29 protein-coding genes and 1 other annotated feature are annotated in these 24,453 nt (G+C 53.7%); of the genes, 14 read left to right on the top strand and 15 right to left on the bottom strand.

The genetic code is table 11. From position 1 onward, the window contains the following. Positions 1-12 precede the first annotated feature (12 nt). Positions 13-1,278 (bottom strand): purine/pyrimidine permease, encoded by a 1,266-nt coding sequence (locus EVJ30_RS12495; protein WP_131457913.1) that lies wholly within the window; start codon positions 1,276-1,278, stop codon positions 13-15. Between the two features lie 75 nt (positions 1,279-1,353). Here EVJ30_RS12495 and EVJ30_RS12490 point away from each other — a divergent pair, with 75 nt between their 5' ends. After that, positions 1,354-2,058 (top strand): alpha/beta hydrolase, encoded by a 705-nt coding sequence (locus EVJ30_RS12490; RefSeq protein ID WP_131457912.1) that lies wholly within the window; start codon positions 1,354-1,356, stop codon positions 2,056-2,058. A 32-nt stretch (positions 2,059-2,090) separates the two neighbouring features. Here EVJ30_RS12490 and EVJ30_RS12485 read toward each other — a convergent pair whose 3' ends face one another. From EVJ30_RS12485 to EVJ30_RS12475, 3 genes are all read right to left on the bottom strand, one after another. Next, a complete protein-coding gene (locus EVJ30_RS12485) occupies positions 2,091-3,296 on the bottom strand; it encodes an MFS transporter (RefSeq protein ID WP_131457911.1) in 1,206 nt (401 codons plus the stop codon). Positions 3,297-3,386: 90 nt separating this feature from the next. Further along, positions 3,387-4,178: an endonuclease/exonuclease/phosphatase family protein gene (locus EVJ30_RS12480; protein WP_070328331.1), complete on the bottom strand. Its 792-nt coding sequence runs from the start codon at positions 4,176-4,178 to the stop codon at positions 3,387-3,389. Positions 4,179-4,230: 52 nt separating this feature from the next. Beyond that, a complete protein-coding gene (locus EVJ30_RS12475) occupies positions 4,231-5,859 on the bottom strand; it encodes a PTS transporter subunit IIBC (protein ID WP_131457910.1) in 1,629 nt (542 codons plus the stop codon). Positions 5,860-6,080: 221 nt separating this feature from the next. Here EVJ30_RS12475 and EVJ30_RS12470 point away from each other — a divergent pair, with 221 nt between their 5' ends. The 3 genes from EVJ30_RS12470 (at position 6,081) to EVJ30_RS12460 (ending at position 7,953) form a co-directional block, all read left to right on the top strand. Then, positions 6,081-6,845 (top strand): TrmH family RNA methyltransferase, encoded by a 765-nt coding sequence (locus EVJ30_RS12470; protein ID WP_131457909.1) that lies wholly within the window; start codon positions 6,081-6,083, stop codon positions 6,843-6,845. Positions 6,846-6,903: 58 nt separating this feature from the next. Next, on the top strand, positions 6,904-7,359 hold the full coding sequence (locus tag EVJ30_RS12465) for a GNAT family N-acetyltransferase (protein WP_236634030.1): 456 nt from the start codon (positions 6,904-6,906) through the stop codon (positions 7,357-7,359). Positions 7,360-7,449: 90 nt separating this feature from the next. Further along, the gene (locus EVJ30_RS12460; RefSeq protein ID WP_131469334.1) at positions 7,450-7,953 is read left to right on the top strand and encodes a hypothetical protein; all 504 of its coding nucleotides are present in this window, start codon (positions 7,450-7,452) and stop codon (positions 7,951-7,953) included. 34 nt (positions 7,954-7,987) lie between these two features. Here the strand turns inward: EVJ30_RS12460 and EVJ30_RS12455 are convergent, their stop codons facing one another. After that, positions 7,988-8,497, bottom strand: a complete 510-nt coding sequence (locus EVJ30_RS12455; protein WP_131457907.1) for a hypothetical protein — start codon at positions 8,495-8,497, stop codon at positions 7,988-7,990. Between the two features lie 115 nt (positions 8,498-8,612). Here EVJ30_RS12455 and EVJ30_RS12450 point away from each other — a divergent pair, with 115 nt between their 5' ends. Next, the gene (locus EVJ30_RS12450; RefSeq protein WP_131457906.1) at positions 8,613-9,269 is read left to right on the top strand and encodes a TVP38/TMEM64 family protein; all 657 of its coding nucleotides are present in this window, start codon (positions 8,613-8,615) and stop codon (positions 9,267-9,269) included. Positions 9,270-9,300: 31 nt separating this feature from the next. Here EVJ30_RS12450 and queF read toward each other — a convergent pair whose 3' ends face one another. Genes queF through queC form a run of 4 tightly spaced genes read right to left on the bottom strand, consistent with a single transcriptional unit; the run spans position 9,301 to position 11,594 of the window. Further along, positions 9,301-9,789, bottom strand: coding sequence for a preQ(1) synthase (gene queF, locus EVJ30_RS12445; protein ID WP_070328325.1), 489 nt, complete (start codon positions 9,787-9,789; stop codon positions 9,301-9,303). Between the two features lie 13 nt (positions 9,790-9,802). Beyond that, a complete protein-coding gene (gene queE, locus EVJ30_RS12440) occupies positions 9,803-10,513 on the bottom strand; it encodes a 7-carboxy-7-deazaguanine synthase QueE (protein WP_131457905.1) in 711 nt (236 codons plus the stop codon). Next, positions 10,495-10,953, bottom strand: coding sequence for a 6-carboxytetrahydropterin synthase QueD (queD, locus tag EVJ30_RS12435; RefSeq protein ID WP_131457904.1), 459 nt, complete (start codon positions 10,951-10,953; stop codon positions 10,495-10,497). Before queD ends, queE begins: the two co-directional genes overlap by 19 nt. After that, positions 10,950-11,594, bottom strand: a complete 645-nt coding sequence (gene queC / locus EVJ30_RS12430) for a 7-cyano-7-deazaguanine synthase QueC (RefSeq protein ID WP_035386372.1) — start codon at positions 11,592-11,594, stop codon at positions 10,950-10,952. The genes queD and queC overlap by 4 nt, the downstream gene beginning before the upstream one ends. A gap of 208 nt (positions 11,595-11,802) precedes the next feature. Here queC and nhaC point away from each other — a divergent pair, with 208 nt between their 5' ends. The 4 genes from nhaC (at position 11,803) to EVJ30_RS12410 (ending at position 15,422) form a co-directional block, all read left to right on the top strand. Continuing rightward, entirely contained in the window at positions 11,803-13,179 is a 1,377-nt protein-coding gene (nhaC, locus tag EVJ30_RS12425; RefSeq protein ID WP_131457903.1) for a Na+/H+ antiporter NhaC, read from the top strand. Between the two features lie 80 nt (positions 13,180-13,259). Beyond that, entirely contained in the window at positions 13,260-13,850 is a 591-nt protein-coding gene (locus tag EVJ30_RS12420) for a DNA-3-methyladenine glycosylase (RefSeq protein ID WP_131469332.1), read from the top strand. A gap of 71 nt (positions 13,851-13,921) precedes the next feature. After that, positions 13,922-14,434, top strand: a complete 513-nt coding sequence (locus EVJ30_RS12415; RefSeq protein WP_131457901.1) for a type 1 glutamine amidotransferase domain-containing protein — start codon at positions 13,922-13,924, stop codon at positions 14,432-14,434. Between the two features lie 154 nt (positions 14,435-14,588). Beyond that, positions 14,589-15,422 carry an undecaprenyl-diphosphate phosphatase gene (locus EVJ30_RS12410; RefSeq protein ID WP_070328320.1) on the top strand — a complete coding sequence of 278 codons (834 nt, stop codon included), beginning with the start codon at positions 14,589-14,591 and terminating at the stop codon, positions 15,420-15,422. Positions 15,423-15,588: 166 nt separating this feature from the next. Here EVJ30_RS12410 and bshB2 read toward each other — a convergent pair whose 3' ends face one another. Genes bshB2 through pdxK form a run of 3 tightly spaced genes read right to left on the bottom strand, consistent with a single transcriptional unit; the run spans position 15,589 to position 17,491 of the window. After that, a complete protein-coding gene (gene bshB2 / locus EVJ30_RS12405) occupies positions 15,589-16,242 on the bottom strand; it encodes a bacillithiol biosynthesis deacetylase BshB2 (RefSeq protein ID WP_131457900.1) in 654 nt (217 codons plus the stop codon). Continuing rightward, the gene (locus EVJ30_RS12400; protein ID WP_016509734.1) at positions 16,239-16,610 is read right to left on the bottom strand and encodes a YojF family protein; all 372 of its coding nucleotides are present in this window, start codon (positions 16,608-16,610) and stop codon (positions 16,239-16,241) included. Before EVJ30_RS12400 ends, bshB2 begins: the two co-directional genes overlap by 4 nt. A 56-nt stretch (positions 16,611-16,666) precedes the next feature. Continuing rightward, positions 16,667-17,491, bottom strand: coding sequence for a pyridoxine/pyridoxal/pyridoxamine kinase (gene pdxK / locus EVJ30_RS12395; RefSeq protein WP_071398865.1), 825 nt, complete (start codon positions 17,489-17,491; stop codon positions 16,667-16,669). 186 nt (positions 17,492-17,677) lie between these two features. Here pdxK and cbpA point away from each other — a divergent pair, with 186 nt between their 5' ends. Further along, positions 17,678-18,313 carry a cyclic di-AMP binding protein CbpA gene (cbpA, locus tag EVJ30_RS12390; RefSeq protein WP_070328318.1) on the top strand — a complete coding sequence of 212 codons (636 nt, stop codon included), beginning with the start codon at positions 17,678-17,680 and terminating at the stop codon, positions 18,311-18,313. 33 nt (positions 18,314-18,346) lie between these two features. Here cbpA and EVJ30_RS12385 read toward each other — a convergent pair whose 3' ends face one another. The 3 genes from EVJ30_RS12385 to EVJ30_RS12375 form a co-directional block, all read right to left on the bottom strand. Next, the gene (locus EVJ30_RS12385) at positions 18,347-18,871 is read right to left on the bottom strand and encodes a GNAT family N-acetyltransferase (RefSeq protein WP_131469330.1); all 525 of its coding nucleotides are present in this window, start codon (positions 18,869-18,871) and stop codon (positions 18,347-18,349) included. Between the two features lie 49 nt (positions 18,872-18,920). Beyond that, positions 18,921-19,805, bottom strand: a complete 885-nt coding sequence (locus EVJ30_RS12380) for a diacylglycerol/lipid kinase family protein (RefSeq protein WP_201738353.1) — start codon at positions 19,803-19,805, stop codon at positions 18,921-18,923. A 91-nt stretch (positions 19,806-19,896) separates the two neighbouring features. Next, complete coding sequence (locus EVJ30_RS12375; RefSeq protein ID WP_131457899.1) at positions 19,897-20,271, bottom strand: hypothetical protein; 375 nt, start codon at positions 20,269-20,271, stop codon at positions 19,897-19,899. A gap of 159 nt (positions 20,272-20,430) precedes the next feature. On the opposite strand from EVJ30_RS12375, the gene EVJ30_RS12370 reads away from it, so the two are divergent. The 4 genes from EVJ30_RS12370 to EVJ30_RS12355 all read left to right on the top strand — a co-directional run bounded on the left by EVJ30_RS12370 (position 20,431) and on the right by EVJ30_RS12355 (position 24,306). After that, positions 20,431-20,862: a MarR family winged helix-turn-helix transcriptional regulator gene (locus EVJ30_RS12370; protein ID WP_016509745.1), complete on the top strand. Its 432-nt coding sequence runs from the start codon at positions 20,431-20,433 to the stop codon at positions 20,860-20,862. A gap of 118 nt (positions 20,863-20,980) precedes the next feature. Continuing rightward, positions 20,981-21,616 (top strand): FMN-dependent NADH-azoreductase, encoded by a 636-nt coding sequence (locus EVJ30_RS12365; protein WP_131457898.1) that lies wholly within the window; start codon positions 20,981-20,983, stop codon positions 21,614-21,616. 78 nt (positions 21,617-21,694) lie between these two features. Then, positions 21,695-22,372, top strand: coding sequence for a uracil-DNA glycosylase (locus tag EVJ30_RS12360; protein WP_201738354.1), 678 nt, complete (start codon positions 21,695-21,697; stop codon positions 22,370-22,372). Between the two features lie 123 nt (positions 22,373-22,495). Next, positions 22,496-22,690: a binding site (T-box leader), on the top strand. A 53-nt stretch (positions 22,691-22,743) separates the two neighbouring features. Then, positions 22,744-24,306: an aromatic amino acid hydroxylase gene (locus EVJ30_RS12355; RefSeq protein ID WP_131457896.1), complete on the top strand. Its 1,563-nt coding sequence runs from the start codon at positions 22,744-22,746 to the stop codon at positions 24,304-24,306. Positions 24,307-24,453 lie beyond the last annotated feature (147 nt).

Here is a 24,453-nt window from a genome sequence, read left to right as displayed (position 1 = left end):
GTCAGTTCTTTTTTAGTCGTGGATTCGGCTCAGGATGGCGGTCGTCAAAGAGACGACCGTCCCGAGGACGAGACCGTTCGAGAACACGGTCGCAAGAAGCGGCGGTAAATCGTTCATCGCTCCAGGCGGGAGCAACATCGCCCCGGCCCCGATGACGAGCGGGAGGCCGACCGTGAGCGACGCCGTCTTTTGGTTCAACTCGAACGCAGCCTCGTTAATCCCGATGATGATCATCGTCGCGATGAGCGGGGTGACGATGGCGTACCCGACCGCGGCCGGGATGCTTGCGATGAGCGACACGAACGGTCCGATCAAAGCGAGCACCATCATCAAGCCGTGAGCGACGAGGTGAGGGGCACGGTGCACGCTCTCCGTTGACGACAAGAAACCGGCTGTCCCAGAAATCGCGACCGGTCCAGGCGTTCCAAACAGACCAGCGACCATCTGACTGACACCGCTGACGACGCCAGACGCGGCGACGTGGCCTTCGACTTGTTGTTTCGTCCGTGAACTGACGATGCGCTCAATCAATTTGATGTTCGCGAGCACGTTCGTCATGAGTAGAAGTGTGATGACGAACGCGGTCGGAAGTAAGTTCCAATCCCATACCCAAGCGCCGAACGGGAACAGCTCAGGTACGAGGAAGAACGACTCAGAACGAACGATCGGGTTGCCGAGACCGAGCAGATTGAACAACCCGAACCCGACGAAAAGCGTCATGACGAGACCGTATTGTTTGAAGCGGCTCCGCTCGAGCGTGAGCGCGAACAAGACGAGCCCGGCTGTCGCGACGGCTTGGACGATATTGATGCCGTCCTCGCTCACACCGAAACCGCCTTTAATGACGGCACCGGATAGTTGCAGGACGAGCAGGATCATATAGACGCCGAGCACTTGAGGCGTGAACAGCGACAGCATGCGCCGTAACAGTCCGGTCACGGTCATGACCACGCCGAGCACACCGCTCAAGAACAGCATGAAGCCGAGCGCTTGGAGCGTCTCTTGCCCGCTGCCGTAGAGGGCAGGGCCGATCGAGGCGTACAGCGTGAACACGCCCCACCAAATACCGGCCGGTCCTTCTAAGATCGGCAGACGGTGGCCGAACAGCGTCTGGATGATGCTGAACAGTGCGAAGATGAACAGCGAGCGCGAGATGAACGTCATCGTCTCGGCCGGCGACAGTTCAAATAGGGCGGCGATGGCGAGCGGTGGTACAATGTTGGTAGCTAAAATAAAAATAAACCACTGAATCGTCGTGGTTACAGAACTTTTCGTCATGGTGTCCCCCTGATATTTCCCTTTTTTACTATTAGTGTACCGTGACGACGAAGTGGATGCAAATGGAGGTATATAATGAAGAGAAAACTGAAGTGGATCGGACTGTCGTTGCTTGCCGTCATCCTTGTCGCCGTGATCGGCTTCGTCGTTTGGACGCAAATGACATACGGACCGACGGATGAAGCGCTTGGCTATGCGGCTGAAGCTGAACAGGTCGACAACCGACTAGAGTTCGGAGACCGGAGGCGTGAGGTCGGGATTATCTTGTATCCGGGTGCAAAAGTCGATAAAGAGGCGTACGCCTATTACGGGACCCGATTGGCGGAAGCAGGGCACTTTGTCGCCATCCCGTCGCTTCGCTTGAACCTCGGCATCCTAGATATCGATGCGGCGGAAACAATCATCGAGGCACATCCCGATATCGAGCGTTGGTACGTCGCCGGTCACTCGCTTGGCGGTTCGGCCGCCTCGGGCTATGCGCTCGAAAACGAAGATAAAGTCGACGGGGTCATCTTCCTCGCCTCGTATCCGATCAGCGCGATGACGGATAGCGACTTGCGCGTCTTGTCGATCTCGGGTGAATTGGATGGTCTGGCGACACCGACCGATATCGAGACGAGCCGTGACAGCGTGCCGAGTGACGCCACGTTCCATCAGATCGAAGGTGGCAATCATGCCAACTTTGGGATGTACGGGCCGCAAGACGGGGATAACGACAGCCCGCTCAGCGCAAGAGAACAACTTGATGAGACGATTGATCAAATCGTAGATTGGCTTTAAAAAAACAGCGTGCCCGGGTTCGGGCACGCTGTTTAGCGTTGGTCGAGACGATGACTAAGCGACGTCAAGGCAGCGGTCAGTAAGGCGACGGCGCCACCGACGAGGGCGAGCATCATGACCGGTGCGTTCGCATAGACGAGACCACCAAGAGCAGACCCCATACCGATGCCGACGTTGCTCGCGACCGGCATGAGTGACGAGGCGAGTCCTTTCGCATCTGGGTTGAACTTCTCGGCCAAGTCGATCAAATAAATTTGCGTCGACGTCGTGAGCAGAATCGCCATGAACGACATGAGGGCGATGTTGATGAGACCGAGCGTCACGTTCGACGTCGTCACATAAAGCGCCGCGAGCACGACCGCTTGGATGAGAAAGACGAACCGGAGCCGACCGATCGGGTTATGGCTCGCGATTTTCCCGGCCGCCATGTTGCTGAAGATCGAGATGAAACCGTAGGCGAGCAGGATCGGACTGACCCATGCGACCGGGACGCCAAGCACGCCTTTTAAGATCGGGACGAGATACGTATAGACGACGTACGTCGCACCGAATCCGAAAGCCGGGATGAAGAAGGCGATCAAAATACGCGGATTCGTTAAGAGCCGGAGCTGGTCAGAGATCGACGTCTTCGCGCTCGATAACTGGTTGGGGACGACGCGGTAGACCGCGAACAAGGCGACGATACCGAGTGCGGTCGTCATGAAGAACGTCGCTTCCCAGCCCGCGCGTTGCCCGATGAACGTCCCGAGTGGAACACCGAACACGTTCGCCATCGTGAAGCCGCCGAAGATGAACGAGACGGCGATGCCGCGCTTCGTCGGCGGTACCGATTCACTGGCGACGAGCATGGCGAGCGAGATGAGCACACCGGTCACGACCGCGGTCACCATGCGTGTCGACAGCAGAAGACCGTAGTTCGGTGCTTGGCTGCTCAAGAAATTGAGCACGATGAAGCCGAGCGTGAGTCCGAGCATAAGTCTTCGTTTCGGCAAATGGCTCGTGAACGACATCATGAGCGGGGTGCCGATAGCAAAGCTGATGGCGAAGGCGGACACGAGCGTCCCGGCGGTGGCAATCGAGATGGTCAGTCCATCCGCGATATCGGGTAAAATTCCGACAATGACGAACTCACTCGTGCCGAGCACGAACGTGAGCAGCGCCAGTGATAAGATGAGCGTCCAGTCGTTGCGACTGAGCGATGGGGTGGTCGTCAAGATGCAATCACTTCTTTCGTTCAAAGGTTGTTAGACATCAGTCGTTTCCAACATACAGGATTTTTTGACAAAGCAAAACCCCTTTCTCTCCAGTTCGGAAAGAAAGGGGTTGTCTCATCGCCAAAACGCGGTCGCTTCGACACCGGCATGGTCTGACACGATTGGTCCGTTGTCGCCGTCAAAGACGACGGCGTGGCGCGAAACGTGGATCGGGGCGTTCGTCAACATCAAGTCGATGCGAAGCGCCTGCTTGTTCTCGTCCCAACCGGCGATTTTGCCTTGGACGGTCGCATCGCCTTCGCGCTCGGCTGCGAGAAAGAACAAGTCTTGAAGACCGTGGTCGATCAAATAGTCGTAGCCTTCACCGCGCAGAAACGCGTCGTTGTTGAAGTCGCCGAGCAGGAGAGCCCGGTCGTCATCTTCGACGCGGCGAAGCAGTTCATCGAGCTGGTGACGAGCCGGTTCGTCTGCATCATGCCACCAACCGAGATGGCACGAGTAGACGGCTGTCGGTTCGTCCGTTCCGCTGACGACGGCTTTGACGATTTTTCTAGACTTGTAATCGTTCGGGTCGGTCGTTTGGGAGACAAAGAACGATTCGGTCGAGACGAACGGTGTCCGCGATAAGATCGCGACGCCTTCTTCGTAGATATCATAGCCGTAATGGGCGAAATCCCATGTCATGTAATAGGCGACCCCTTGCTCACGGAGTTTTTCAACGAGGACGTGGGCAAAGTTGTTTTCACGGATGAGACCGTCAATCAGCGGCGCTTCTTTATGTTGGTTCACTTCTTGGAGCGCGATGATGTCATACTCCTCGCTCGCGATCCGTTCCACGATCGAGTCGATTTTCTCTTGTTGTCGATCTTCTAACCAGGCGTGACAGTTGAGTGTCAAAATATTCACAGTAGTCCTCCTTTAGAAAAAACAGGCCAACTCGCACGAGCTGGCCTGTTGATTATGCACCGATGACGTCTTGAATGTCAGACTTCAATACGTCGGCTTTCGGGCCGTAGATTGCTTGGACACCACGGTCTTTCAAGATGAGACCCATGGCGCCATTCTTTTTCCATTCGCGCTCTTCTGAGACGAGCGACATATCTTTCACTGTGACACGAAGACGTGTCATGCAGGCATCGACGTCCTCGATGTTATCTTCCCCACCGAGTAGCGCGATAATCCCCATGACCTGCTCGTTGCCGGTCACCGTCGATTGCTCTGTCGCTTCTTCCATATAGTTGCCGTTGCGTCCAGGCGTCGGCAAGTTCATCTTCTTGATGAAGAAGTTGAACACTCCGAAGTTGATGAAGAAGAACGCAGCCGAGACGAGGAAGAAGTTGATCAAGTCTTGCAGGAGTCCGGCTTTGATGATCATCGGGATCCGCGTCAATAGCTCGATCGCACCGAACGCGTGGACACGAAGGTCGATAATGTCCGCCAAGGCGAAGGCGGCACCGGCCATGAGTGCATACATGACGTAAAGGACTGGAGCGACGAACATGAACATGAACTCGATCGGCTCAGTGACACCCGTCAAGAAGACGGCGAGACCGGCCGAGAGGAACATCGGTTTGTACTGGGCTTTCTTGTCCTCGTCGACGTTACGGTACATCGCATAAGCGGCACCGATGAGCGCGGCGAACGACAAGATGACTTGACCGACTTTGAAACGGGCCGGTACGACGTCAGCGAGCAGCGTGTTGTAAGCAGCTGTATCTCCAGCGGCGCGAAGGTTGACGAGGTCCGTCACCCAAGCTAACCAAAGCGGATCTTGACCGGCGACGACTGAACCAGCTGTCGCGCCCGTTAAAATCGTGTACGTGCCCCCGAGCTCCGTGTAGTTCATCGGGACGGTGAGCATGTGGTGAAGACCGAACGGTAACAACAGACGTTCGAGCGCACCGTAGATGAACGGCGCAAGGATCGGTGCCGTGTCACGTGACGTGGCAATCCATTGGCCGAAGCTGTTGAGTGCCCCTTGAATCGTTGGCCAGATGATCGACAGCGCGATCGCCGCGACGACCGAACCGAGGATGACGACGAACGGGACGAACCGCTTCCCGTTGAAGAACGACAAGGCGTTCGGTAATTTACTGAAATTGTAGAATCGGTTATAAAGTGCACCACCAAGGAAACCGGCGATGATCCCGACGAACACACCCATGTTCAGGGCAGGTGAACCGAGGACAGATGTAAAGTAGTCAGCGACGACGAGGTCGGCCCCAAAGAGGGATTGGACTGTCGCTTCCGGGTCTTGGAGCATGGCGCCGTTGACGTTAAAGATGGCGCCTGTGACACGGTTGATCAAAATGAAGGCGATCAGTGCGGCGAACGCACCACCGGCCTTGTCTTTCGCCCACGAGCCACCGATGGCGACCGCGAACAAGATATGTAAGTTGACGATGATGCCCCAACCTAAGTCTTCGATGATGCGTGCCGTCGTCAGGAGGATCCCGACGTCTCCGGCTGACATGCCGATCAATTTACCGATCGAGATCATGAGTCCTGCTGCCGGCATAACGGCGATAACGACCATCAAGGCCTTACCGAGCTTTTGCCAAAAATCAAATGAGATGAGCTGTTTCATGCTATCCGCTTCCTTCCTGTTCGGAACTTTTTCTCTGTTAAGAACGGCTGCTGATGCAACCGCTTGCATTAATGATTGTAATCGATTGCATAAATTTGTGCAACCGGTTTCCTAAAATTCATAAATTTTCATGGGAGGATGAAAATACGCTGTTTTACGACGTCGCTTGTCAGTCGAAACGAATCCCGCTAAAATACTAGAGGTTGAAAGGGGCGAGAAGAATGGGATGGAGACAGACGACATCAGCATTGTCACAAGAAGAGCAGGCCACGTTGCTTGAAGAGTTGTTACGAACGGGCGTGATGAAAGAAGAGGATCGGCTCTTGTTCTCGATGCTCATGCCAGACCGCGTCAAGCGGATGCAAGACGTATTGAACACGCGGACGAATCACATCACGGTATTGACCGAGGGCGTTGACGATCCGCACAATCAGTCGGCCGTATTGCGTTCGGCGGACGCGTTCGGTGTGCAGACGCTGCACGTCGTCGAGGGACGGGCCAAGTTCAAACCGAACTCGATTATCGCCAAGAGTGCCGATCGCTGGGTCGACGTCGTCGAACACGCTTCAATTGAGGAAGCGATCGATCAGTTGAAAGCGGACGGCTATCAAATACTCGCGACGGCGCTCAGCGAAGAGGCGATCCCGCTCGAAGACGTCGACGTGTCAAAACCGACCGTGCTCTTGTTCGGGAACGAGCATCACGGTGTGTCGGAGCAGGCACTCGCGAAAGCGGACGGGAATTACGTCATCCCGATGCAAGGTTATGTCCAAAGTTTAAATATCTCGGTCGCTGCCGCCATCTCGCTCTATGACGTGACGACGCGGGCCCGTCATATCGTGACGGAAGGATACGGACTATCGATCGAGGACAAACAACGTGTGTTCAAAAACTGGATGGTACGGAGCCTCCCGAAACGTTCGCTCGGGGTGTACAAACAAAAAGGTTTGAACGCATTTGAGCGAGAAACAGGAAAATCCGAGTAGATGGCGAAATAAACAGGCGTACGAGTAACTTGTCCATATTTCGAAAGGGGATGGAAAGATGAGTACGACCAGTTCATTTATCGTGAAAGATGTGACGACGAACTTTAACGAGTTTGAAGAGGAATTCTTCAACCTGTATCGCCATCTGTACGGCGACATCGACCAACTTCGTTTTAAAGAACGACTGTACCGCCATGCCAACCCGCTCGTGTTACTCGCATTTTCTGACGACCGGCCCGTCGGATTCAAGATCGGCTATGAGGCTGAGCCATATCGCTTCTATAGCTGGGCCGGCGGCGTGCATCCTGAGTTTCAAAAGTACGGGATCGGCCGCAAGTTGATGGATACGCAACTCGAATGGGTGAAAGCGCAAGGGTTCCACTCGATTCGGACGAAAGCGCGCAACACGAACAAAGGCGTTATCATTTTGAACCTGTTGTGCGGCTACGACATCATGGGGGCGTACACGGAAGATGGCGCACCGCGCATCATGATGGAGAAACAATTGAACTGACCGATGAGCCGTGGCGCATGCCACGGCTTTTTCGTGAAGATGAAACCAAATGGAATCACGTTCGTATTATAGAAAAAAGGGGGAGACATCATGGTCCATACGTTTGCATTCGGGGAAGAAATATACATCGATTCGACAGAGATGGGAGATTCGTTTTTTAGTGGGATGTTCAGTATTTTCCCGATTTTTATTATCGGCATTCTAACCGTGATTATAATCGCTATTATAAGCATGATTCGCCAAGTGACGAAGACGAAGGGTCTATTGAAAGATATGCAACGCTTCGCGACGGAGCTCGCCGACCATCCGGACGACGAGGCGGCGAACCGGCTCGCGGATTATTTGCGGGACGTGGCGTCGTTCCCGGTCGATCGGACATACATGGAGCCGTTCCGGGTCGCACTCGGCAGCTATCAGTTGGTTATGGAGTCGCCGCATGTGAACGATGGGACGAAGGAGCGGGTCGACCGCCAATACAAGCGGCTCGGCATTTTAGACGGGGAGAAGTTCGCCGATGAGCCGGCGCCGAGACGTCGTTCTGGTTCGCACCATCATGACCACCACAATCATCATAACGACCATCATCACATGTAAAACGCGCCGGGAAGGTCCCGGCGCGTTTTACAACTTACATATATCGGCTCGCATCAAAATCGATTTCGGTCCGGTGATTGGCCGCATCGATAGCGCTTGAGATACGGTTGGCCCGTTTCTCGACGTCGAGCGCCTTCAGACGGTACAGTTCCGGATCATAAAGCGCGTGCTTGATGACAGAAGTGCCTTCACCGTGACCCGATTGAAATTCGCGTTTCGGACGTTCGGCCAAGTCTTGATACATCCGAGCCTGAGCTCGCAACTGAACGGCGAACTCGATCGCCTCGACGAGCGGGAGCGGTCCATCGTTCGTCTCGATGACGGTATGCAAGTGCGCTTCACAGACAAGGCGGTCGAGACGACGCATGTCGGTCCGAATCGATTGGAGCTCGACCTCGATATCCTCGAGCGAGCGGGATTGGATCGTCGGGAGCGGCTCATCCTTCTCGAGCTCGATGAACGCGACCCGTTCGACTTCTTGTAACAACTTATCAATCTGCTTCAAGAGCAGGTGTTTCAATTTGATGGCATCTGCCAGGTACATTGGGATTCCTCCTTCTGCTTTTTCTAACCGTACCACACTGTGATTCCTAAAAAAAGGAAGGCGTTACTTTTTCGAGGTGAGGCGATATGATGAAAGAAAGAGGGGAGGTCGACCGATGAACAAGTGGAAAACACAATGGGTCATTGCCGTCGTTTTGCTCGTATTCGGGACAGCGACGTTTCTCTATCAGTGGATCGACTTGCGACCGGGGGAGATCCGAGATTATATCGTTCAATTCGGTTGGCTCGCCCCGCTCATTTATATTTTATTGTTCACCGTTCGCCCGTTGATTTTATTTCCGACGTCCGTCTTGTCGGTTGCGGGCGGGTTGGCGTTCGGGACGCTGCCCGGTGTCGTCTATACGGTCATCGGCGCCACGCTCAGCGCACTCGTCGCTTATTATGTAGCGGTTCGCTTCGGGGACCGGTTTCTACGCCATTTCGAATCGAGCGATTATGAGAAGATTCAGCACAAAATCGAAGAAGACGGATTCTTTTACGTCTTGATCTTACGATTGATCCCGCTCGTCAACTTTGATTTGGTCAGTTATGCCTCAGGTTTGGCGAAAGTGCGACTCCCGGCTTATGTCTTCGCGACCTCGGTCGGTATGATTCCGGGGGCGTTCGCTAATAATTTTCTCGGCAGTAGCCTCGCGAGCGGGGATATGAAGCTGGTCATCCTCGCACTCTTCGTCTTTGTCGTGTTGACACTCGTCGCGACCGTGTTCCGCGAACCGATCAAGCAACAAATCAACCGTTACAAAAAGAAGTAGGCGCTCAATTGGATGAGCGCCTACTTTTTGCTTAACGGTTGTCGACCGTCTCAGGGTACAAGTCGTGGTTGAATAGGCGATGTTCGGCCATTTGCTCGTACTTCGTGCCCGGCTTGCCGTAGTTGTAGTACGGGTCGATCGAGATGCCGCCGCGGGGCGTGAACTTGCCCCACACTTCAAGGTAGCGCGGTTCCATCAGCTTGACGAGATCTTTCCCGATGACGTTGATGCAGTTTTCGTGGAAGTCGCCGTGGTTACGGAAGCTGAATAAATAAAGCTTGAGCGACTTCGACTCGACGAGTTTTTCGTCCGGGATGTACGAGATGTAGATCGTCGCAAAGTCCGGCTGATTCGTGATCGGACAGAGCGATGTGAATTCCGGTGCGTTGAACTTCACGAAATAATCGTTTTCCGGATGCCGGTTCGGGAACGCCTCGAGCACGTCCGGGGCGTATTCAAAAATGTATGGGACGCTCTTCTGGCCGAGGAGCGACAAGTCTTGTAAGTCTTCTGGTCTCATAGATATCTTCTCCTTAGACGCCACGTTCGTTGGCGTACAGTAATGTGTGTAGCTGCGGCAAGACACGGACGCTTTGCCATGACGGGTCACGCGCGACGTCTTCCCACAACTCTTTCAAACGTCTGAGCTGCGCGTCGGTGATGTCACCGTCCGCCCCGGGCTCAGGGTTGCCGGCCGACAAGTACATGACGTCCGGGGTGTAGCGGGTTTGGACGTCTTTCGCATAGGCGAGATCGACTTCGTCGAACACGGCGATTTTGAACGTCGTCTGTTCGGGACGCAGCCGTTCGACGATGGCGTCGAGTTTTTCCCAATCGGTCGTCATGCCGGACGACGGTGGTTTCGGGCTGAGCGTCACGTCGTCGATGTCTTGGAGCCAGTCTTGATACCGGCTACCTTGTGTCTCGACGGCGAGCTTGACGCCGCGCGCCTTCAACTTTTCGACCAAATCTTTCATACCGGCGATGAGGAGCGGGTTGCCGCCTGAGATCGTGACGTAATCGTACATTCCGAGCACGTCGAGACGCACGATGATGTCATCAGCCGTCAGCATGTCGGGTTTTTCCGAACCGTCCCAGGTGAAGGCGGAGTCGCACCAGGCGCAGCGATAATCGCAACCGGCGGTCCGGACGAACATCGTCTTCTGTCCGATGGCACGGCCTTCACCTTGAAACGTCGGTCCGAACACTTCGAGGACAGGGATCTTCATTCGTCCACCAGCCATTCACGTCGGAACTCGGCGTATGACGTCGGTGTCTCATAAAGGCGGACGAATTCGACGCGGACGTCGCGTTCGTCAGGCAAGTGTTTAGCGAGCTGATCGAAAATCCAATAGCACATGTTTTCTGCTGTCGTATTCATATATGGAAGGGACTCATTTAAATAGCGGTGGTCGAGATACGGTTCGAGCTCTTCTTTAAAGATGGCTTTCAAGTCACCGAAGTCGAGCGTCATCCCGCGATTATCGAGGAAACCGCTGATCCCCATTTGAAGTTTGTACGTATGTCCGTGGAGCGCTCGGCACTTCCCATCGTAATCAAACAAGTGATGGGCCGCATCGAACGTCACTTCTTTGACGATTTGGACGCGGTGCGGGCAGTAGATGAGCGAGCCGTCTTGTTTGGCCTCGACGCTCGTCGGGGCGAGGAATGGGGCGTGTTTCATACGCGTACCTCCTCGTATGCAGCGAGCCCGTTTTGACGGAGCACACACGCCGGACATTCGCCGCAGCCTGAACCGAGCACACCGTTATAGCAGGTAAGGGTCCGCTCTTTGATGAAGTCGAACGCACCGAGCCGGTCCGCGAGTTCCCACGTCTGCTTTTTATCGAGCCACATGAGCGGCGTATCGATGACGAACGGGTAGTCCATCGCCAAGTTGAGCGTCACGTTCAATGATTTGACGAATTGGTCGCGACAGTCCGGGTAGCCCGAGAAGTCGGTTTCACAGACGCCGGTGATGATGTGATGCATACCGAGTTGTTTGGCCATGACGGCCGCAAAGGATAAGAATAAATGGTTGCGTCCATCGACGAACGTATTTGGGACGTCCGCATTGTCGATGTCGAGATCATGTCTCGTCAACGCGTTTGAGGTGAGTTGTCCGAGTAAGGACAAATCGAGGATGTGGTGCGGGACATCGAGTTCGGCCGCAATCTCTTTCGCGACCTCGATTTCCGCGTCATGGCGCTGCCCGTAGGCGAACGTCACGGCTTCCACATGAGAGAATTGTTGTTTTGCCCAAAACAGGCAAGTGGTTGAATCTTGACCGCCACTGAAGACGACCAATGCTTTTTCGTGTTGCAACGTGCACACTTCCTTTTTCGCTAGTTTTGATGTCGGAGGAGGTTACGAACTCCGGAGGTCACCCTCGAGCGTTTACTTTACCATAAAAAGACGTTTGACAGGGAAAAGAGAAGTAGGTATAGTAAAGAACATCACTGACATACTTTCATGCATAAAAGCGTTTAAGCGGTTAGGTAGAAAATAATGGAACTGAAAGGAGGGGACGTCGATGCAGATGAAAGGGAAAGAGGCTGTATTCGTCGTGCTGATGAGCGGGATTTCCTTGCTCGCACTGATGTTTTTGGCCAAAGCGACGCCACATATGGCGATCTTTGGCACAATGGTACTAATAGGGGGTTACGCGTATTATCGTACGCGCGACTTTAAACGCATCGAGACCGCGATGATCAACGGGATTCGTGAAGCGATTATGCCGATCATGATTTTATTGTTGATCGGGATGCTGATCGGAGTATGGCAAATGTCCGGTACGGTGGCGACGATCCTCTCCATCGGTTTAAATACAATCTCAGCCCAGTGGTTCTTACCGAGCGTGTTGCTCATCACGATGATCGTCTCGACGTTCACAGGGAGTGCCTTCACGACGGTCGGTACCGTCGGGGTCGCCTTGTTCGGGATCGGGATGGCACTCGGGATTTCCCCGGCGCTCGCCGCCGGAGCCATCGTGTCAGGTGCGCTCTTCGGTGATAAGATGAGCCCGCTATCGGATACGACGAATTTTGCGCCAGCTGTCGCCGGTGTCAAACTGTTCGATCATATCCGCTTCATGATGGGGACGACCGTTCCCGCATTTTTGATCACACTCATCCTGTTCACAGTTCTCGGACGGAGCGGTCAAGCGGCTGACACGACGCAAATTGCGGAAGCACAGACGGCACTCGCCGGACGGTTCAACTTGTCATGGTTGACACTGCTCGCACCGGTCCTCGTCGCCGTGCTCGCCTTCCGTCGGATGCCGGTATTGCCGACGATGCTCGTCGGGATGTTTGCCGGTGTATTGACGGCCGGTTTCGTCCAAGGTAACTGGAACGTCTCGAACTGGTTCGGTGTCATGCAGGCCGGATTCAAGTCGGGCGTCGAGAACGAGACGATCGCGGCCGTGCTCGACCGCGGTGGCCTCGAATCGATGCTTTGGTCGGTCAGCCTCGTGTTGATTGCCCTCGCCTTCGGTGGACTGCTCCGTGAACTCGGTGTGTTCCAAGCAATCGTCGATGCGTTACTAGAGCGTCTGAAGTCGCCAGGCAGCTCGGTGCTGTCGGTCGTGCTCAGCTCGATCGGCGTCAACTTGCTCGCCGGCGAGCAGTACTTGTCGATCTTGCTCCCGGGACAAGCGTTCAAACAAGGGTTTATCGACCGCGGCATCGACCCGCGTTACTTGTCGCGTGCGCTTGAAGACGGCGGGACGGTCATCAACCCGCTCATTCCTTGGGGTGTGTCCGGTGCCTTCTTCGCCGCCACGCTCGGCGTGCCGGTGCTCGAGTACGCACCGTTCGCGTTCTTCCTTTGGCTCAGCCCGATCTTCTCAATCGTGCTCGGTTACGTGAAGTTGGGGAAGCAGCGTGATGCGATCAAGCTCGCATCGTAATGAAAGTGATGTCCTGAACGCGTTCAGGGCATCTTTTTTGTGTCGCCAAGCCTCGTTTGAGAAAATAAGGACGAGGAGGGATGACGATGAAACGGCTCGACCCATCATTTTATGAACAACCGACGCTCGAACTGGCCCGGTCGTTGCTCGGGCACTATCTCGTCCATGATCATCTCGACGGACAGATCATTGGCAAAATTGTCGAGACGGAGGCGTATCTCGGGGCGGTCGATCAGGCAGCCCACAGTTTTGGCGGCAGACGGACGAATCGGACCGAAATCATGTTCGGGCAGTCTGGACATGTGTACACGTATCAAATGCACACGCATACGCTCTTGAACGTCGTCAGCGGTCCGATTGGCTCACCGGAAGCCGTGTTGATCCGGGCGATCGAACCCGTCGCCGGGCAGGAGTTGATCGAATTCAATCGTCCTGGCATCAAACGGTTCGACCGGACGAACGGACCCGGTAAACTGACGAAGGCGCTCGGGATCACGATGGACTTATACGGACACTCGCTCCAACACGAACCGCTCTACATTGTCGAAGGGGACGGCGTGAACACAATCGAGGCCGGTCCGCGCATCGGCATCCCGAACAGCGGCGAGGCGCGTGACTATGCGTACCGCTTCTTCGAGCGGGACAATCCGTACGTCTCGAAATTCCGCTGAATGTTTAATGGCCGGTGACGGGTGGAACAGTCCCTATGTGCGTAAAACAAAAAATAGGGAGTGTTTCCGATATGGCAAAAGTAGCAACGCTCATCACGGATATGTTTGAAGACGTAGAGTTCACAGGTCCACGCGACGCATTGGTGGAAGCGGGGCACGAAGTTGTCACGATCGAAAAGGCAGCCGGTCACACCGTCGAAGGCAAACAAGGCGAGGCGAAAGTCACGATCGACAAAAGTGTCGACGATGTGTCGCCAGAAGACTTTGACGCTCTGCTCTTACCAGGCGGATTCTCACCTGACTTGTTGCGCGAAGACGAACGTTTCGTCCAGTTCGCGAAAGCGTTCATGGATGCGAACAAACCCGTATTCGCCATCTGTCACGGGCCGCAACTGTTGATCACGGCGAAGACGCTCGAAGGCCGCGACGCGACCGGCTATAAGTCGATCAAAGTCGACATGGAGTATGCCGGTGCGAAGTATGCCGACAAAGAAGTCGTCGTCTGCCAAGATCAGCTCGTCACGAGCCGTCAACCGGACGACATTCCGGCGTTTAACCGTGAGATGCTCAACCTATTAAAATAATCTATCGGCCACGGACATGTTCCGTGGCTTTTTTATGTACATGAGGGGAAAGGGGGCATTTCACTGCGCCCTCTTTTTTACGTCTCAAGACCGAGAGAGAACGTCGTCCCGTCCGTGTATGATAAAAAGCAATACTGGAGTAGGGGACAATGCAATGGAATGGTATGAATTATTCATCGGTTTTTTATTAGGCGTCGTCGAAGGATTGACGGAATTCGCGCCTGTCTCTTCAACCGGACATATGATCTTGGTCGACGATATTTGGCTCAACTCGAGTCGTTTTCTAGGTCAAGAAGTAGCCAACACGTTCAAGATCGTGATTCAGCTCGGTTCGATCTTAGCGGTCATCGTCGTTTTCAGGAGTCGGTTCAAAGCGTTATTGAATCCGAAAGAATTGCTCGCGATTCGACACGAAGGGCCGACGAAAAAGTTGAACCTGCTACATATCTTTATCGGTCTGCTCCCGGCGGCCGTGCTCGGACTCATGTTTGAGGACTACATCGACACGCATCTGTTTTCGATTAAGACGGTATTGATCGGACTCGTCATCGGTGCGTTCTTCATGATTGCCGCCGACTTGTCCGGCGTGAAACGACAGACGACGCCGACACTCGACGACATCACATACAAACAAGCGCTTGGAGTCGGCTTGATTCAATGTTTCTCGCTTTGGCCAGGCTTTTCACGTTCGGGCTCGACCATTTCGGGCGGAGTGTTGCTCGGGATGAGTCACCGGGCTGCGGCCGACTTCACGTTCATCATGGCCGTCCCGATCATGTTCGGGGCGAGCGCGCTCTCGCTTTACAGCAAGTGGAGCTATTTCACGGTCGACACGCTGCCTGTTTTCCTGATCGGTTTCGTCAGCGCGTTCTTGTTCGCGTTGCTGTCGATCAAATTCTTTTTGAAGTTGATCAACAAAGTGAAACTGACGCCGTTCGCGATTTACCGGCTCGTCTTGGCTGCCGTTATCTACGTCTTGTACTTTTAATAAAAATAACGCGTGTTCGCACACGCGTTATTGAAACTTATTACTCATTCAGTTCGTAAAACCAAGTAGAGGTGAGAACATGGGACATATCGTCGTCGTGCTAGGAACGTTGATCGGGTTAGGGACTGTAGGTTTGTTGCTGTATATGACGCGTTACGCGTTTGAATCATGAGAACGGATAATGATAGAAGCGCTCACGTTGGAGTAACTCCATGACGTGGGCGTTTTCTGCGTTGTCGATTGCACGGAGCAACCCTTCCGTCTGTGAACGGTGGGCGAGCAACGCCTCACGTTTGGCGGCACTCTCCTGACCGACTTCGATGAGGACGTGAGGTTTGCCGAGCTCATCTTCCGTCCGGTGATCGAAAGCGACACCTAAAAATTCGGGACGCTTCGCTTCGTCCATCTCTTGGAGCGCCCGGACGACCGCTCGTGCCGTCGCCTCATGATCGGGATGGACGGCATAGCCTGGATAAAATGAGATGACGCGGGTCGGTTTCACTTCGGCGATCAACTTGCTGAAGCGATTCGTCAGTTCGGTCTCGTCTTCGAATTCGACGGTCTTGTCGCGCAGTCCCCACATCCGGAGATCGTCGATGCCCATGACGGCACAGGCGTCCTCGAGCTCGCGTTTACGGATTCTTGGCAGTTCTTCACGTGTCGTGAAGATTGGCGAGCCCATATTACGGCCCATCTCACCAAGTGTCAGACAGACGTATGTGACGGGGAAGCCGTTCTTCTGATGTTGAAGGATCGTTCCGGCCGAGCTGAACGCCTCGTCGTCCGGGTGTGGGAAAATAACAAGTAACGGTCCGTTCATTGGCTGTCCACCTCCGATGCTCCTTGCGGGAGCGGTTTGACGTCTAGATGCAGCGCGCAGGCGAGGCGTCCGAGACGGTCGTGCCCGGCGAGCAGCAACTGTTCACCGTGTTGTTCGAAATCGGTCAATCCTTCGACGTAGAGCCAACCGTGATCGAGCTTTAGTCCGACTCGATACGGTCCGTCTCCTTTGATTTGACCGATGCTGTACTCGATCACGACGTTACGGATAAACATCCCGGCGTTATGGAAATCGGGATCGTTATGCGTGGCGTAAGCGCCGTTCGTCGTCTCGACGTGAGCGTATAACGGCGTCGACACGTGTGCGTTTAAATACGTTTGAATCGTTTCAGGTTGAATCGGTTTCACGCTAGTCTCCTCCAATGGCAATAATGACCCAGGACGTTCGCCCCGGGCCACCTTGTTTATGATTGTGTTGCTAGTTTTTGACGATAACCGGTATGGTTCGTCGGCCCAACGTATTGGTTGAGGCGGAACGAGTGACGGACCGCTTCGGTGATGAACTCTTTCCCGATGCGAATCGACTCGTCGACGGAATGTCCGTTCGCGAGTGATGCGGCGATGGCTGAAGAGAACGTGCAACCGCCACCGTGCGTGAAAGCAGGTTCGATCTTTTCACTTTCGAGCAGACGGTACTCGTTACCGTCATAGAGGACGTCGAACGCCGTGTCGAACCCAAGTTTTCCGCCGACTTTAACGATGACGATTTCAGCCCCGAGCTCATGGATCAAGCGTGCGGCTTCTTTGATTTCTTCCATCGTCGACGGTGTCTTGTCGAGGCCAGCGAGCATACGCGCTTCGAACAAGTTCGGCGTGATGATTTTGGCGACAGGGACGAGATATTTGCGCATCGCGACGGCGACGTCCGGGTTGAGGATCTCGTCGGCGCCCTTACAAGCCATGACCGGGTCGACGACTGCGTTTTGAATGCCGTACTCTTTAATTTTACGAGCCGCGAGCTCGATGATTTCTGGCGTCGGGAGCATCCCTGTCTTGACGGCATCGACGCCGATTCCGGCGAGGACGGTGTCAATCTGCTTCTCGATCAACGTCGTATCGATCGGGAAGACTTCATGGTGCCAAGCGTTATGCGGGTTTTGGGCCACGATGACCGTGAGTGCGGTCATGCCATACACACCGAGCTCTTCCATCGTCTTCAAGTCAGCTTGAATGCCTGCACCGCCACTCGTATCTGAACCAGCGATCGTTAATGCTTTTTTCATCGTCATAGTCGTTCAATCCCCTTTGTCTGTTTGGATAGTTTCACTATAACGACTTTTAGGCGTTACGACAAATCCCATGACCGCCAAAGGTTGAATCGAAGTTTTGAAAAAGATGGCAGGATTTCAATCATATTTGGGGAATAGTAATGAATAGGGTGTAGACCACTTTCAATTTGCTAGGAGGAAAACCGCATGTTAGTGCATAGCTTATGCATTCCAAAAAAAGACGTCGTCACAATCAGTGAAAAGGCGACGTTACGTGAAGCGCTCGATACGCTTGAAAAGACAGGATACCGCTGTGTCCCTGTCCTCGATGAGACGGGAATATTTTTCCGCGGTAACATTTATAAGATGCATATTTACCGTCACGGAATGAGTGGCGCGAGCCTTGACGACAACGTCATGGAATTGATTAAAAATACGCAGAAATACGTCCACGAGTCGGACGGATTCTTCAAAGTCTTCTTCTCGATCAAAGAGTTACCGTATATCGCGGTCCTAAAAGACGAGAGCAATGAATTTTACGGCATTTTGCCACACGGGAAGATGCTCGGCATGCTCGAAGAGGCGTGGAGCCGTGACACAGGCAGCTACGTCGTCACGATCGCACTCAGCGAGCAGGTAGGTGCGCTCGAGAAAATCACGAAAGTCGTCAGCAAATACTCGTCAATCGCGAGTTTGATGACGCTCGACGCGAAGAGTAAAGTCCTTCGCCGTGTCTTGATCACGTTGCCGCCTGACTGTGATGAGCCGAAGAAAGACAAGATCGTCGCCAAACTCGAACAAAAAGGGTTCCGCGTCGTCGAAGTCGAAAACTTGAACAACTGACGAAAGACCTTCCTCGCTTGAGGAAGGTCTTTGTCATGTCAGTCGCTTTTCCATGCGGATATCAGGCCAAAATTGTTCGTTCCAGTACGTGAACGCATCGATGCGCGCAATTTCTTCATAGCCGAGCTTCTTATAAAGATGGTGTGCCGCCTCGTTGAACCCGAACACGCCGAGCTCGATGCGCGGCGTGCCTTGGTGACGAAGCCGTTCCTCCAAAAGTCGGAGTGCCTCGCTGCCCGCACCCTTGCCGCGACCCGCCGCTTCCCCGATGACGAGTCCGAGCCAGGCACTCCCTGGTTCTTGAACGTATAGATGGTTTGCGTCATACATCACGTTCACCTCGCCGACGAGCCTGTCGTCAGCGTAAATGAGAAAGATATCGTGTGTCTGAAGTCGATCCGTCAAGTCGGCGACGGTCATCCGTTGCTCGGCCGCAAGTTCTTCTTCCGAGCGAGCAGGGCGGATCAAATGAACGATTTCAGGATCGTTGTTCCACCGGTTGAACGTCTGGACGATGTCGTCTGACGCTTCGAGCAGCGGAACGAGTGTGATGTTCATCGAACGATCTCTCCTTTCTCGATCAAGCCTTCTGTGCCGAGGCGAGAGATTAGACTGGTTTCAGCACTTGGAGATGGCTTGGGAGCACTTCAAACGTAAGCGGGAGTTTCCCGCCCGTGTCCCCATCGGCGTTGACCGGAAGCGAATCAGGCGAATCGATATACACCCGCTTCGTCTGGAATGCGGTCACACTGTCTGTTTCTTTAAGCTTGCCGGTAAATAAGGCCGGGGCGAGCTGGAAGGCGTCTGTGAAACCGAGATTCTCAAACAAGTAGACGTGAAGCAGACCATCGTTCAACTTCGCATCAGGCTCGAAGTTTTCAAAGCCGCCGACCGAGTTCGTCAGCGCGATGACGGCGAGAAAAGCGTCCCCGTCGAACGTATGCTCTTCGGCCTGAACTGATAACGAGTAAGGACTGTGTTCCCGGAACGCTTTGATACCTTCGATCAAGTAGGCGAACGGGCCCCATTTCGTCTTCTCTTCGACGCTGACTTCATCGACCGCCTCAGCGATGAGGCCGATGGCGATGACGTTCATGAAGTAGCCGTGTTCATACTTCCCAATGTCCATCGGTGTCGGTTTTGCCGTTCGCAGCGCTTCAATCGCTTCTTTCGGGTCGCTCGGTACGCCGAGAGCCCGTGCCAAATCGTTCACCGTTCCGAGCGGGATGATTCCAAAGTCAGGACGATGATCGGCTTCGGCGAGACCGGCCACCGTCTCGTTCAACGTGCCGTCGCCGCCCATGGCGACGACGGCTTTATATTGTTTCGACGCCGCTTCTCGTGCGAAGTGTGTGGCGTCGTCGGCTTTTTCAGTAAAACGGATGTCGACGTTTCCGTAACGTTCGCGCAGCACTTCTTCAGCGAACGGCGCGTGCTCTTTCCCTAATTCTTTCCCAGACGATGGGTTGACGATCAACATAGCTGTATCCATTCAAGACATTCCCCTTTATCAGTCAGATATTGTCCTATATTCCCGTCCGTACTCGAACCTAGTCATCAAAAAAACAACGCGCGTGCGTTGTTTAGTAATGGCGGAACGCCGACATATCGAGATGGCTCGCATCGGATTCGTCGACGGCGAGTTCGATTTTCAAATATTCGTGGAAAGGCGAATCATACGCTCCCATGCAGGCGACCGGTTCATGGCCGGGTACGGGCGATTTTCGTTTCGTCTTGACGAACAGGTAGTCTTCGCGCGCCAACGTCAACAAGAAACGCTCGACTGCGTGCGGTTCGCGCGTGACGTTCGGCCATGGCAAGTGGTTGAACAGTAAAAAGACCGCGCCTTCTTTTTCAAGGGCATAGTCAGGGGCGATGCCTTCCCGGTTCAACAACTCGATGACCGAACTCAAATAGCCTGCTTTAATCGTCAATGAAATCTCATAATACTCACGCATACCGTCCACCCTTTCTAAAAATCACAATAGTTCTATTCTAAACGTTTCAAGGAGACGCGACAACGGAGAAGTTTCTTGACGAAGTGTTTTTAGCGACGTATACTGCTCATGTCCTGCTATACTAAAGGTAAATGATGAACGAATTGAGGTGAAACCGACATGATTGAATCACTCGAATTGAAGGCATGGGTCGTCTTAGCAAGAGCGATGGACGCAATCAGTGATCGTGTCAAAGACGATCTTAGACGCCACCAATTGAATTCAACAGAGTTCGGTGTTCTATCCGTATTGTATAAACGAGGAGATACGCCGCTGCAACAAATCGGTGATCAAATTTTGATCACGAGTGGCAGCGTCACGTATGTGATCGACAAGCTTGAGAAGCGAGGGCTCATCGAGCGCGTCGCCTGTCCGTCAGACCGTCGTGTCACGTATGCATCGTTGACAGGCGAAGGCAAGCAATTGATGGACGTCGTCTATCCTGAGCATATTGAAATCTTCAAAGATATTTATGGACCGCTCAGCGAACAAGAGACCGAGACGTTGATCGATTTATTGAAACGCGTCGGCTACAACGCGGCAGGCAAATAACGCCTGCCTGTTTTTTTGTCAATTATCTTGAAGTTGAAATAATTGACGGTGAGATATACAGATGATATAGTTTTAACTGTTGTTATCAAAATAGAGATTACCAGTGGAGGAACCCATTATGAATAAAGTATTATACGTATCAGCTAACCCAAAACCGACAGAATTGTCATACAGCAAACAAGTTGCCGAGGCGTTCATGACGAAACTTCAACAAGAGAACGCATCGTTTGAAGTCGAAGCAATCGAGCTTTACGATGTCGACGTCCAAGAAATCGATGGCGACGTGTTAAGCGCTTGGGGAAAATTCGCGTCTGGTGAAGCACTCACAGACGTCGAAGCTTCAAAAGTCGCGACGATGAACGGCATGCTCGAGAAGTTCATGGAAGCAGACCTTTACGTGTTCGCGACGCCGATGTGGAACTTCTTCTTCCCAGCACGCATGAAGATGTTCCTCGATAGCGTCCTCTCAGCTGGCAAGACGTTCCGTTACACAGAGCAAGGGCCAGTCGGTCTCCTTGAGAACAAACAAGCGATTCACATTCAAGGCACAGGCGGCATCTACACAGGTACAGACCTCAACTTTGCAGACGCGTACCTCCGTCAAGCGCTTGCGTTCGTCGGCGTGAACGAAGTAACGACACTTGCGGTTGAAGGAATGAACCAGTTCCCAGACAAGATCGAAGACATCGTTGCTGACGCGACAGCGAAAGCAGAAGCACTTGCGAAAGAAGTAGCAGGCACAGTCATAGTATAATCATCGGACGAGTCCACTGGGCTCGTCTTTTTGTGTGCCATCGATTCGGGTATGATAAGACGGAAAGGGGCGAATCGAATGGAAGAACAGTTATCAGACCGCTTGCTCGGCGACTGGAGCGACATCATTGAAGCGGAGATGGAGCAGCCGTACTTCGTTGACTTGAAAGCGTTCGTCGATGAGGCGTACACGACGACGACCGTCTATCCGCCACGGGAAGACATTTGGAACGCGTTCGTCTACACGAAGTTTAAAGACGTCAAATGTGTCATCCTCGGCCAAGACCCGTATCACGGTCCGAATCAGGCGCACGGACTCAGCTTCTCGGTCCAAGACGGTGTCCGTTTTCCACCATCGCTGCGCAACATCTTTCAAGAGTTGCATGAAGACTTGGGTTGTAGCGTGCCGAAGAGCGGGAATTTAGAGAACTGGGCCCGCCAAGGCGTATTGTTGCTCAACACGGCGCTCACGGTCGAAGCGAGTAAGGCCGGATCACACCGCGGACAAGGATGGGTTCAGTTCACGGACTCGATCATCGAGCAACTCGGGAAGCGTGAGCAACCGATCGTGTTTATTCTTTGGGGAAACGATGCCAAAAAGAAACAAAAGCTGATCGGGCCGCAGCACGCGATCTTGACATCGGTCCACCCGAGTCCGCTGTCGGCACACCGCGGCTTCTTCGGATCCCGTCCGTTCTCGCAAGTGAACGATTTGCTGAAACAGTGGGGACAGCCTGAAATTGATTGGTGTTTGTGACAGTTCGCAGTTGCGGACTGTTTTTTTGTTGACGTCGACAAAACGATTTGGTAAAGTTACAACCAACAAGATACTTTAACGCTTAAAAGCAAGTTCGCATAGAAGCATAACTGCATAACAGTAACAAAAGCGATGATCAAACCGAAGTAGAGACATCTTCCCTGGCCCAGAGAGCGTGTGGTGCTGCGAACACGCCCAAAAGATGAATCGAATTACAGTTTGTGAGCTCTCACATGTGAGCGGTCCCCCGTTATCGGATTAGAGTGACTAGACAACGTCTAGTAATCAGGGTGGTACCGCGGCTAAGTCGTCCCTATCGAGTGAATCGATAGGGACTTTTTGACGTCCAGTAGACAAAAGGAGGAAATATCATGCTCACACAATCAATCCCACGCCACTTGGCGCCTCATATCTCGCCCCAGTTTTACAACGAGTACACACCGACCGATCACGCGGTGTGGCGCTTCGTATTACGGCTCAATTTGCATACGCTCGAAGGCAAGGCCCATCCGTTCTACATCGAAGGGTTGAAAAAGACAGGCATGGGACCAGAACGCCTCCCGGACGTCGAAAAAATGACCGCCGAGATGCGAGCGGCCGGTTGGTCGACGGTCGCGGTCGACGGATTGATTCCTGGCGTCGCGTTCTTTGACTTCCAAGGGAACGGGATGTTACCGGTCGCGACCGACATCCGGAAAGTCGAGAACATCTTGTACAGCCCGGCACCAGACATTATCCATGAGGCGGCCGGTCACGCGCCGATGCTGATGGACCCTGAGTTTTCTAAAATCGTGAAACGGTTCGGTCAACTTGGCGCGAAAGCGTTCATGAATCGTGAGGAACACGCCTCGTTCGCGGCACTCAAACGACTGACGATCGTGAAAGAGAATGCCAACTCGACGGAAGCGGATGTCAAAGCCGCCTTAGAAGCGCTGCATGAAGCGAAAGCGCAAGTGACGGGCTTCTCCGAAGCGCAGCAAGTGGCACGTATCTTTTGGTGGACGGTCGAGTTCGGACTGATCGGCGACATCGAGCGCCCGCTCATTTACGGGGCCGGACTGTTGTCTTCGGTCGGCGAGAGCCGTCACTGCCTGACCGACGCCGTCACGAAACATCCGTTCAACCTCGAGCATGCGCTAGAGACGAAACAGGATGTGACGAATATGCAAAGTGAACTGTTCGTCATCCCTGACTTCGAGGCGTTGACGGATGCGCTCGATGAACTCGAATCACGGATGGCCGTCCACACGGGCGGAATCGCATCGCTTGAGAAGGCGCTCGCCTCAGGAAGTCAATCGACGATCCGGCTCGAAGATGGGACCGACCGTGTCGGAACGGTTCGACACGTGACGAACACGGGCCGAGTTGCCCTCGTTCAATGGGGGGACTGCGTGAAAGTTGACCACGGCCAGCTTCGCAATTGGAGCAATCACGGACTACTCGTTTTAGATGGACCAATCCAAGAAGCGCTCGCGGAAGCGGACGTTCGCCTCGATGGTCGCATCGTCAGCGAGACGACAGACGCGATCACGCTAGAAGACGTGAGCGTGCACATCGACGGCAAACAAATCGAGCTCGCGACGCTTGAAGTGAGACACGATTCGTTACCGTCGATCTTCCCGGGCACGGACGTCGAAGAGCTCGTCGTCCTAGAGAAACCGGTTCAAATCGAACGGGACGCCCGGACGTGGACGGAAGACGACCCGCTCTTCAATCGCATCCGGCTCATGCGTGAACAAGGGGAGTCGATCGACGCTCTCGTCCCGATGGTCCTCTCGGAGCATGCGGACGCCTGGTTGGCTCAGATTGAATGCTTGGAACTCGTTCAGTCAGACGAGCTTCGTCAAGCACTCATCGACCGGCTACAAGCGTTACGGAAAACTTCAGACTCTCGCAACGAGCTGATTGGCCGCGCAATGGATTTGCTCAAATAACGCAAACAACCCCGACTTTTTGATATGCTCCCCAATAGGTAGACAGATGAAATAACAAATCTGTTTATCTGATTGGGGAGTGTTTTTTTATGGCGAGAAGTCGACATTCGATCGAACAAAAACTGAGTGCGCTGCGTATGATGGACG

Origin of the sequence: Exiguobacterium sp. SH5S13, assembly GCF_004337085.1 — a bacterium.
Lineage (GTDB): Bacteria > Bacillota > Bacilli > Exiguobacteriales > Exiguobacteriaceae > Exiguobacterium > Exiguobacterium aurantiacum_A.
This window is presented reverse-complemented; position numbering and strand designations above follow the sequence as displayed.

Excerpts from the sequence above, each read along its gene's own strand:
- EVJ30_RS12495 (WP_131457913.1), bottom strand. The coding sequence starts at position 1,278 with ATGACGAAAAGTTCTGTAACCACGACGATTCAGTGGTTTATTTTTATT.
- EVJ30_RS12490 (WP_131457912.1), top strand. The coding sequence starts at position 1,354 with ATGAAGAGAAAACTGAAGTGGATCGGACTGTCGTTGCTTGCCGTCATC.
- EVJ30_RS12475 (WP_131457910.1), bottom strand. The coding sequence starts at position 5,859 with ATGAAACAGCTCATCTCATTTGATTTTTGGCAAAAGCTCGGTAAGGCC.
- EVJ30_RS12470 (WP_131457909.1), top strand. The coding sequence starts at position 6,081 with ATGGGATGGAGACAGACGACATCAGCATTGTCACAAGAAGAGCAGGCC.
- EVJ30_RS12465 (WP_236634030.1), top strand. The coding sequence starts at position 6,904 with ATGAGTACGACCAGTTCATTTATCGTGAAAGATGTGACGACGAACTTT.
- EVJ30_RS12460 (WP_131469334.1), top strand. The coding sequence starts at position 7,450 with ATGGTCCATACGTTTGCATTCGGGGAAGAAATATACATCGATTCGACA.
- EVJ30_RS12455 (WP_131457907.1), bottom strand. The coding sequence starts at position 8,497 with ATGTACCTGGCAGATGCCATCAAATTGAAACACCTGCTCTTGAAGCAG.
- EVJ30_RS12450 (WP_131457906.1), top strand. The coding sequence starts at position 8,613 with ATGAACAAGTGGAAAACACAATGGGTCATTGCCGTCGTTTTGCTCGTA.
- queF (WP_070328325.1), bottom strand. The coding sequence starts at position 9,789 with ATGAGACCAGAAGACTTACAAGACTTGTCGCTCCTCGGCCAGAAGAGC.
- queE (WP_131457905.1), bottom strand. The coding sequence starts at position 10,513 with ATGGCTGGTGGACGAATGAAGATCCCTGTCCTCGAAGTGTTCGGACCG.
- queD (WP_131457904.1), bottom strand. The coding sequence starts at position 10,953 with ATGAAACACGCCCCATTCCTCGCCCCGACGAGCGTCGAGGCCAAACAA.
- nhaC (WP_131457903.1), top strand. The coding sequence starts at position 11,803 with ATGCAGATGAAAGGGAAAGAGGCTGTATTCGTCGTGCTGATGAGCGGG.
- EVJ30_RS12420 (WP_131469332.1), top strand. The coding sequence starts at position 13,260 with ATGACGATGAAACGGCTCGACCCATCATTTTATGAACAACCGACGCTC.
- EVJ30_RS12415 (WP_131457901.1), top strand. The coding sequence starts at position 13,922 with ATGGCAAAAGTAGCAACGCTCATCACGGATATGTTTGAAGACGTAGAG.
- EVJ30_RS12410 (WP_070328320.1), top strand. The coding sequence starts at position 14,589 with ATGGAATGGTATGAATTATTCATCGGTTTTTTATTAGGCGTCGTCGAA.
- bshB2 (WP_131457900.1), bottom strand. The coding sequence starts at position 16,242 with ATGAACGGACCGTTACTTGTTATTTTCCCACACCCGGACGACGAGGCG.
- pdxK (WP_071398865.1), bottom strand. The coding sequence starts at position 17,491 with ATGACGATGAAAAAAGCATTAACGATCGCTGGTTCAGATACGAGTGGC.
- cbpA (WP_070328318.1), top strand. The coding sequence starts at position 17,678 with ATGTTAGTGCATAGCTTATGCATTCCAAAAAAAGACGTCGTCACAATC.
- EVJ30_RS12385 (WP_131469330.1), bottom strand. The coding sequence starts at position 18,871 with ATGAACATCACACTCGTTCCGCTGCTCGAAGCGTCAGACGACATCGTC.
- EVJ30_RS12380 (WP_201738353.1), bottom strand. The coding sequence starts at position 19,805 with ATGGATACAGCTATGTTGATCGTCAACCCATCGTCTGGGAAAGAATTA.
- EVJ30_RS12375 (WP_131457899.1), bottom strand. The coding sequence starts at position 20,271 with ATGCGTGAGTATTATGAGATTTCATTGACGATTAAAGCAGGCTATTTG.
- EVJ30_RS12370 (WP_016509745.1), top strand. The coding sequence starts at position 20,431 with ATGATTGAATCACTCGAATTGAAGGCATGGGTCGTCTTAGCAAGAGCG.
- EVJ30_RS12365 (WP_131457898.1), top strand. The coding sequence starts at position 20,981 with ATGAATAAAGTATTATACGTATCAGCTAACCCAAAACCGACAGAATTG.
- EVJ30_RS12360 (WP_201738354.1), top strand. The coding sequence starts at position 21,695 with ATGGAAGAACAGTTATCAGACCGCTTGCTCGGCGACTGGAGCGACATC.
- EVJ30_RS12355 (WP_131457896.1), top strand. The coding sequence starts at position 22,744 with ATGCTCACACAATCAATCCCACGCCACTTGGCGCCTCATATCTCGCCC.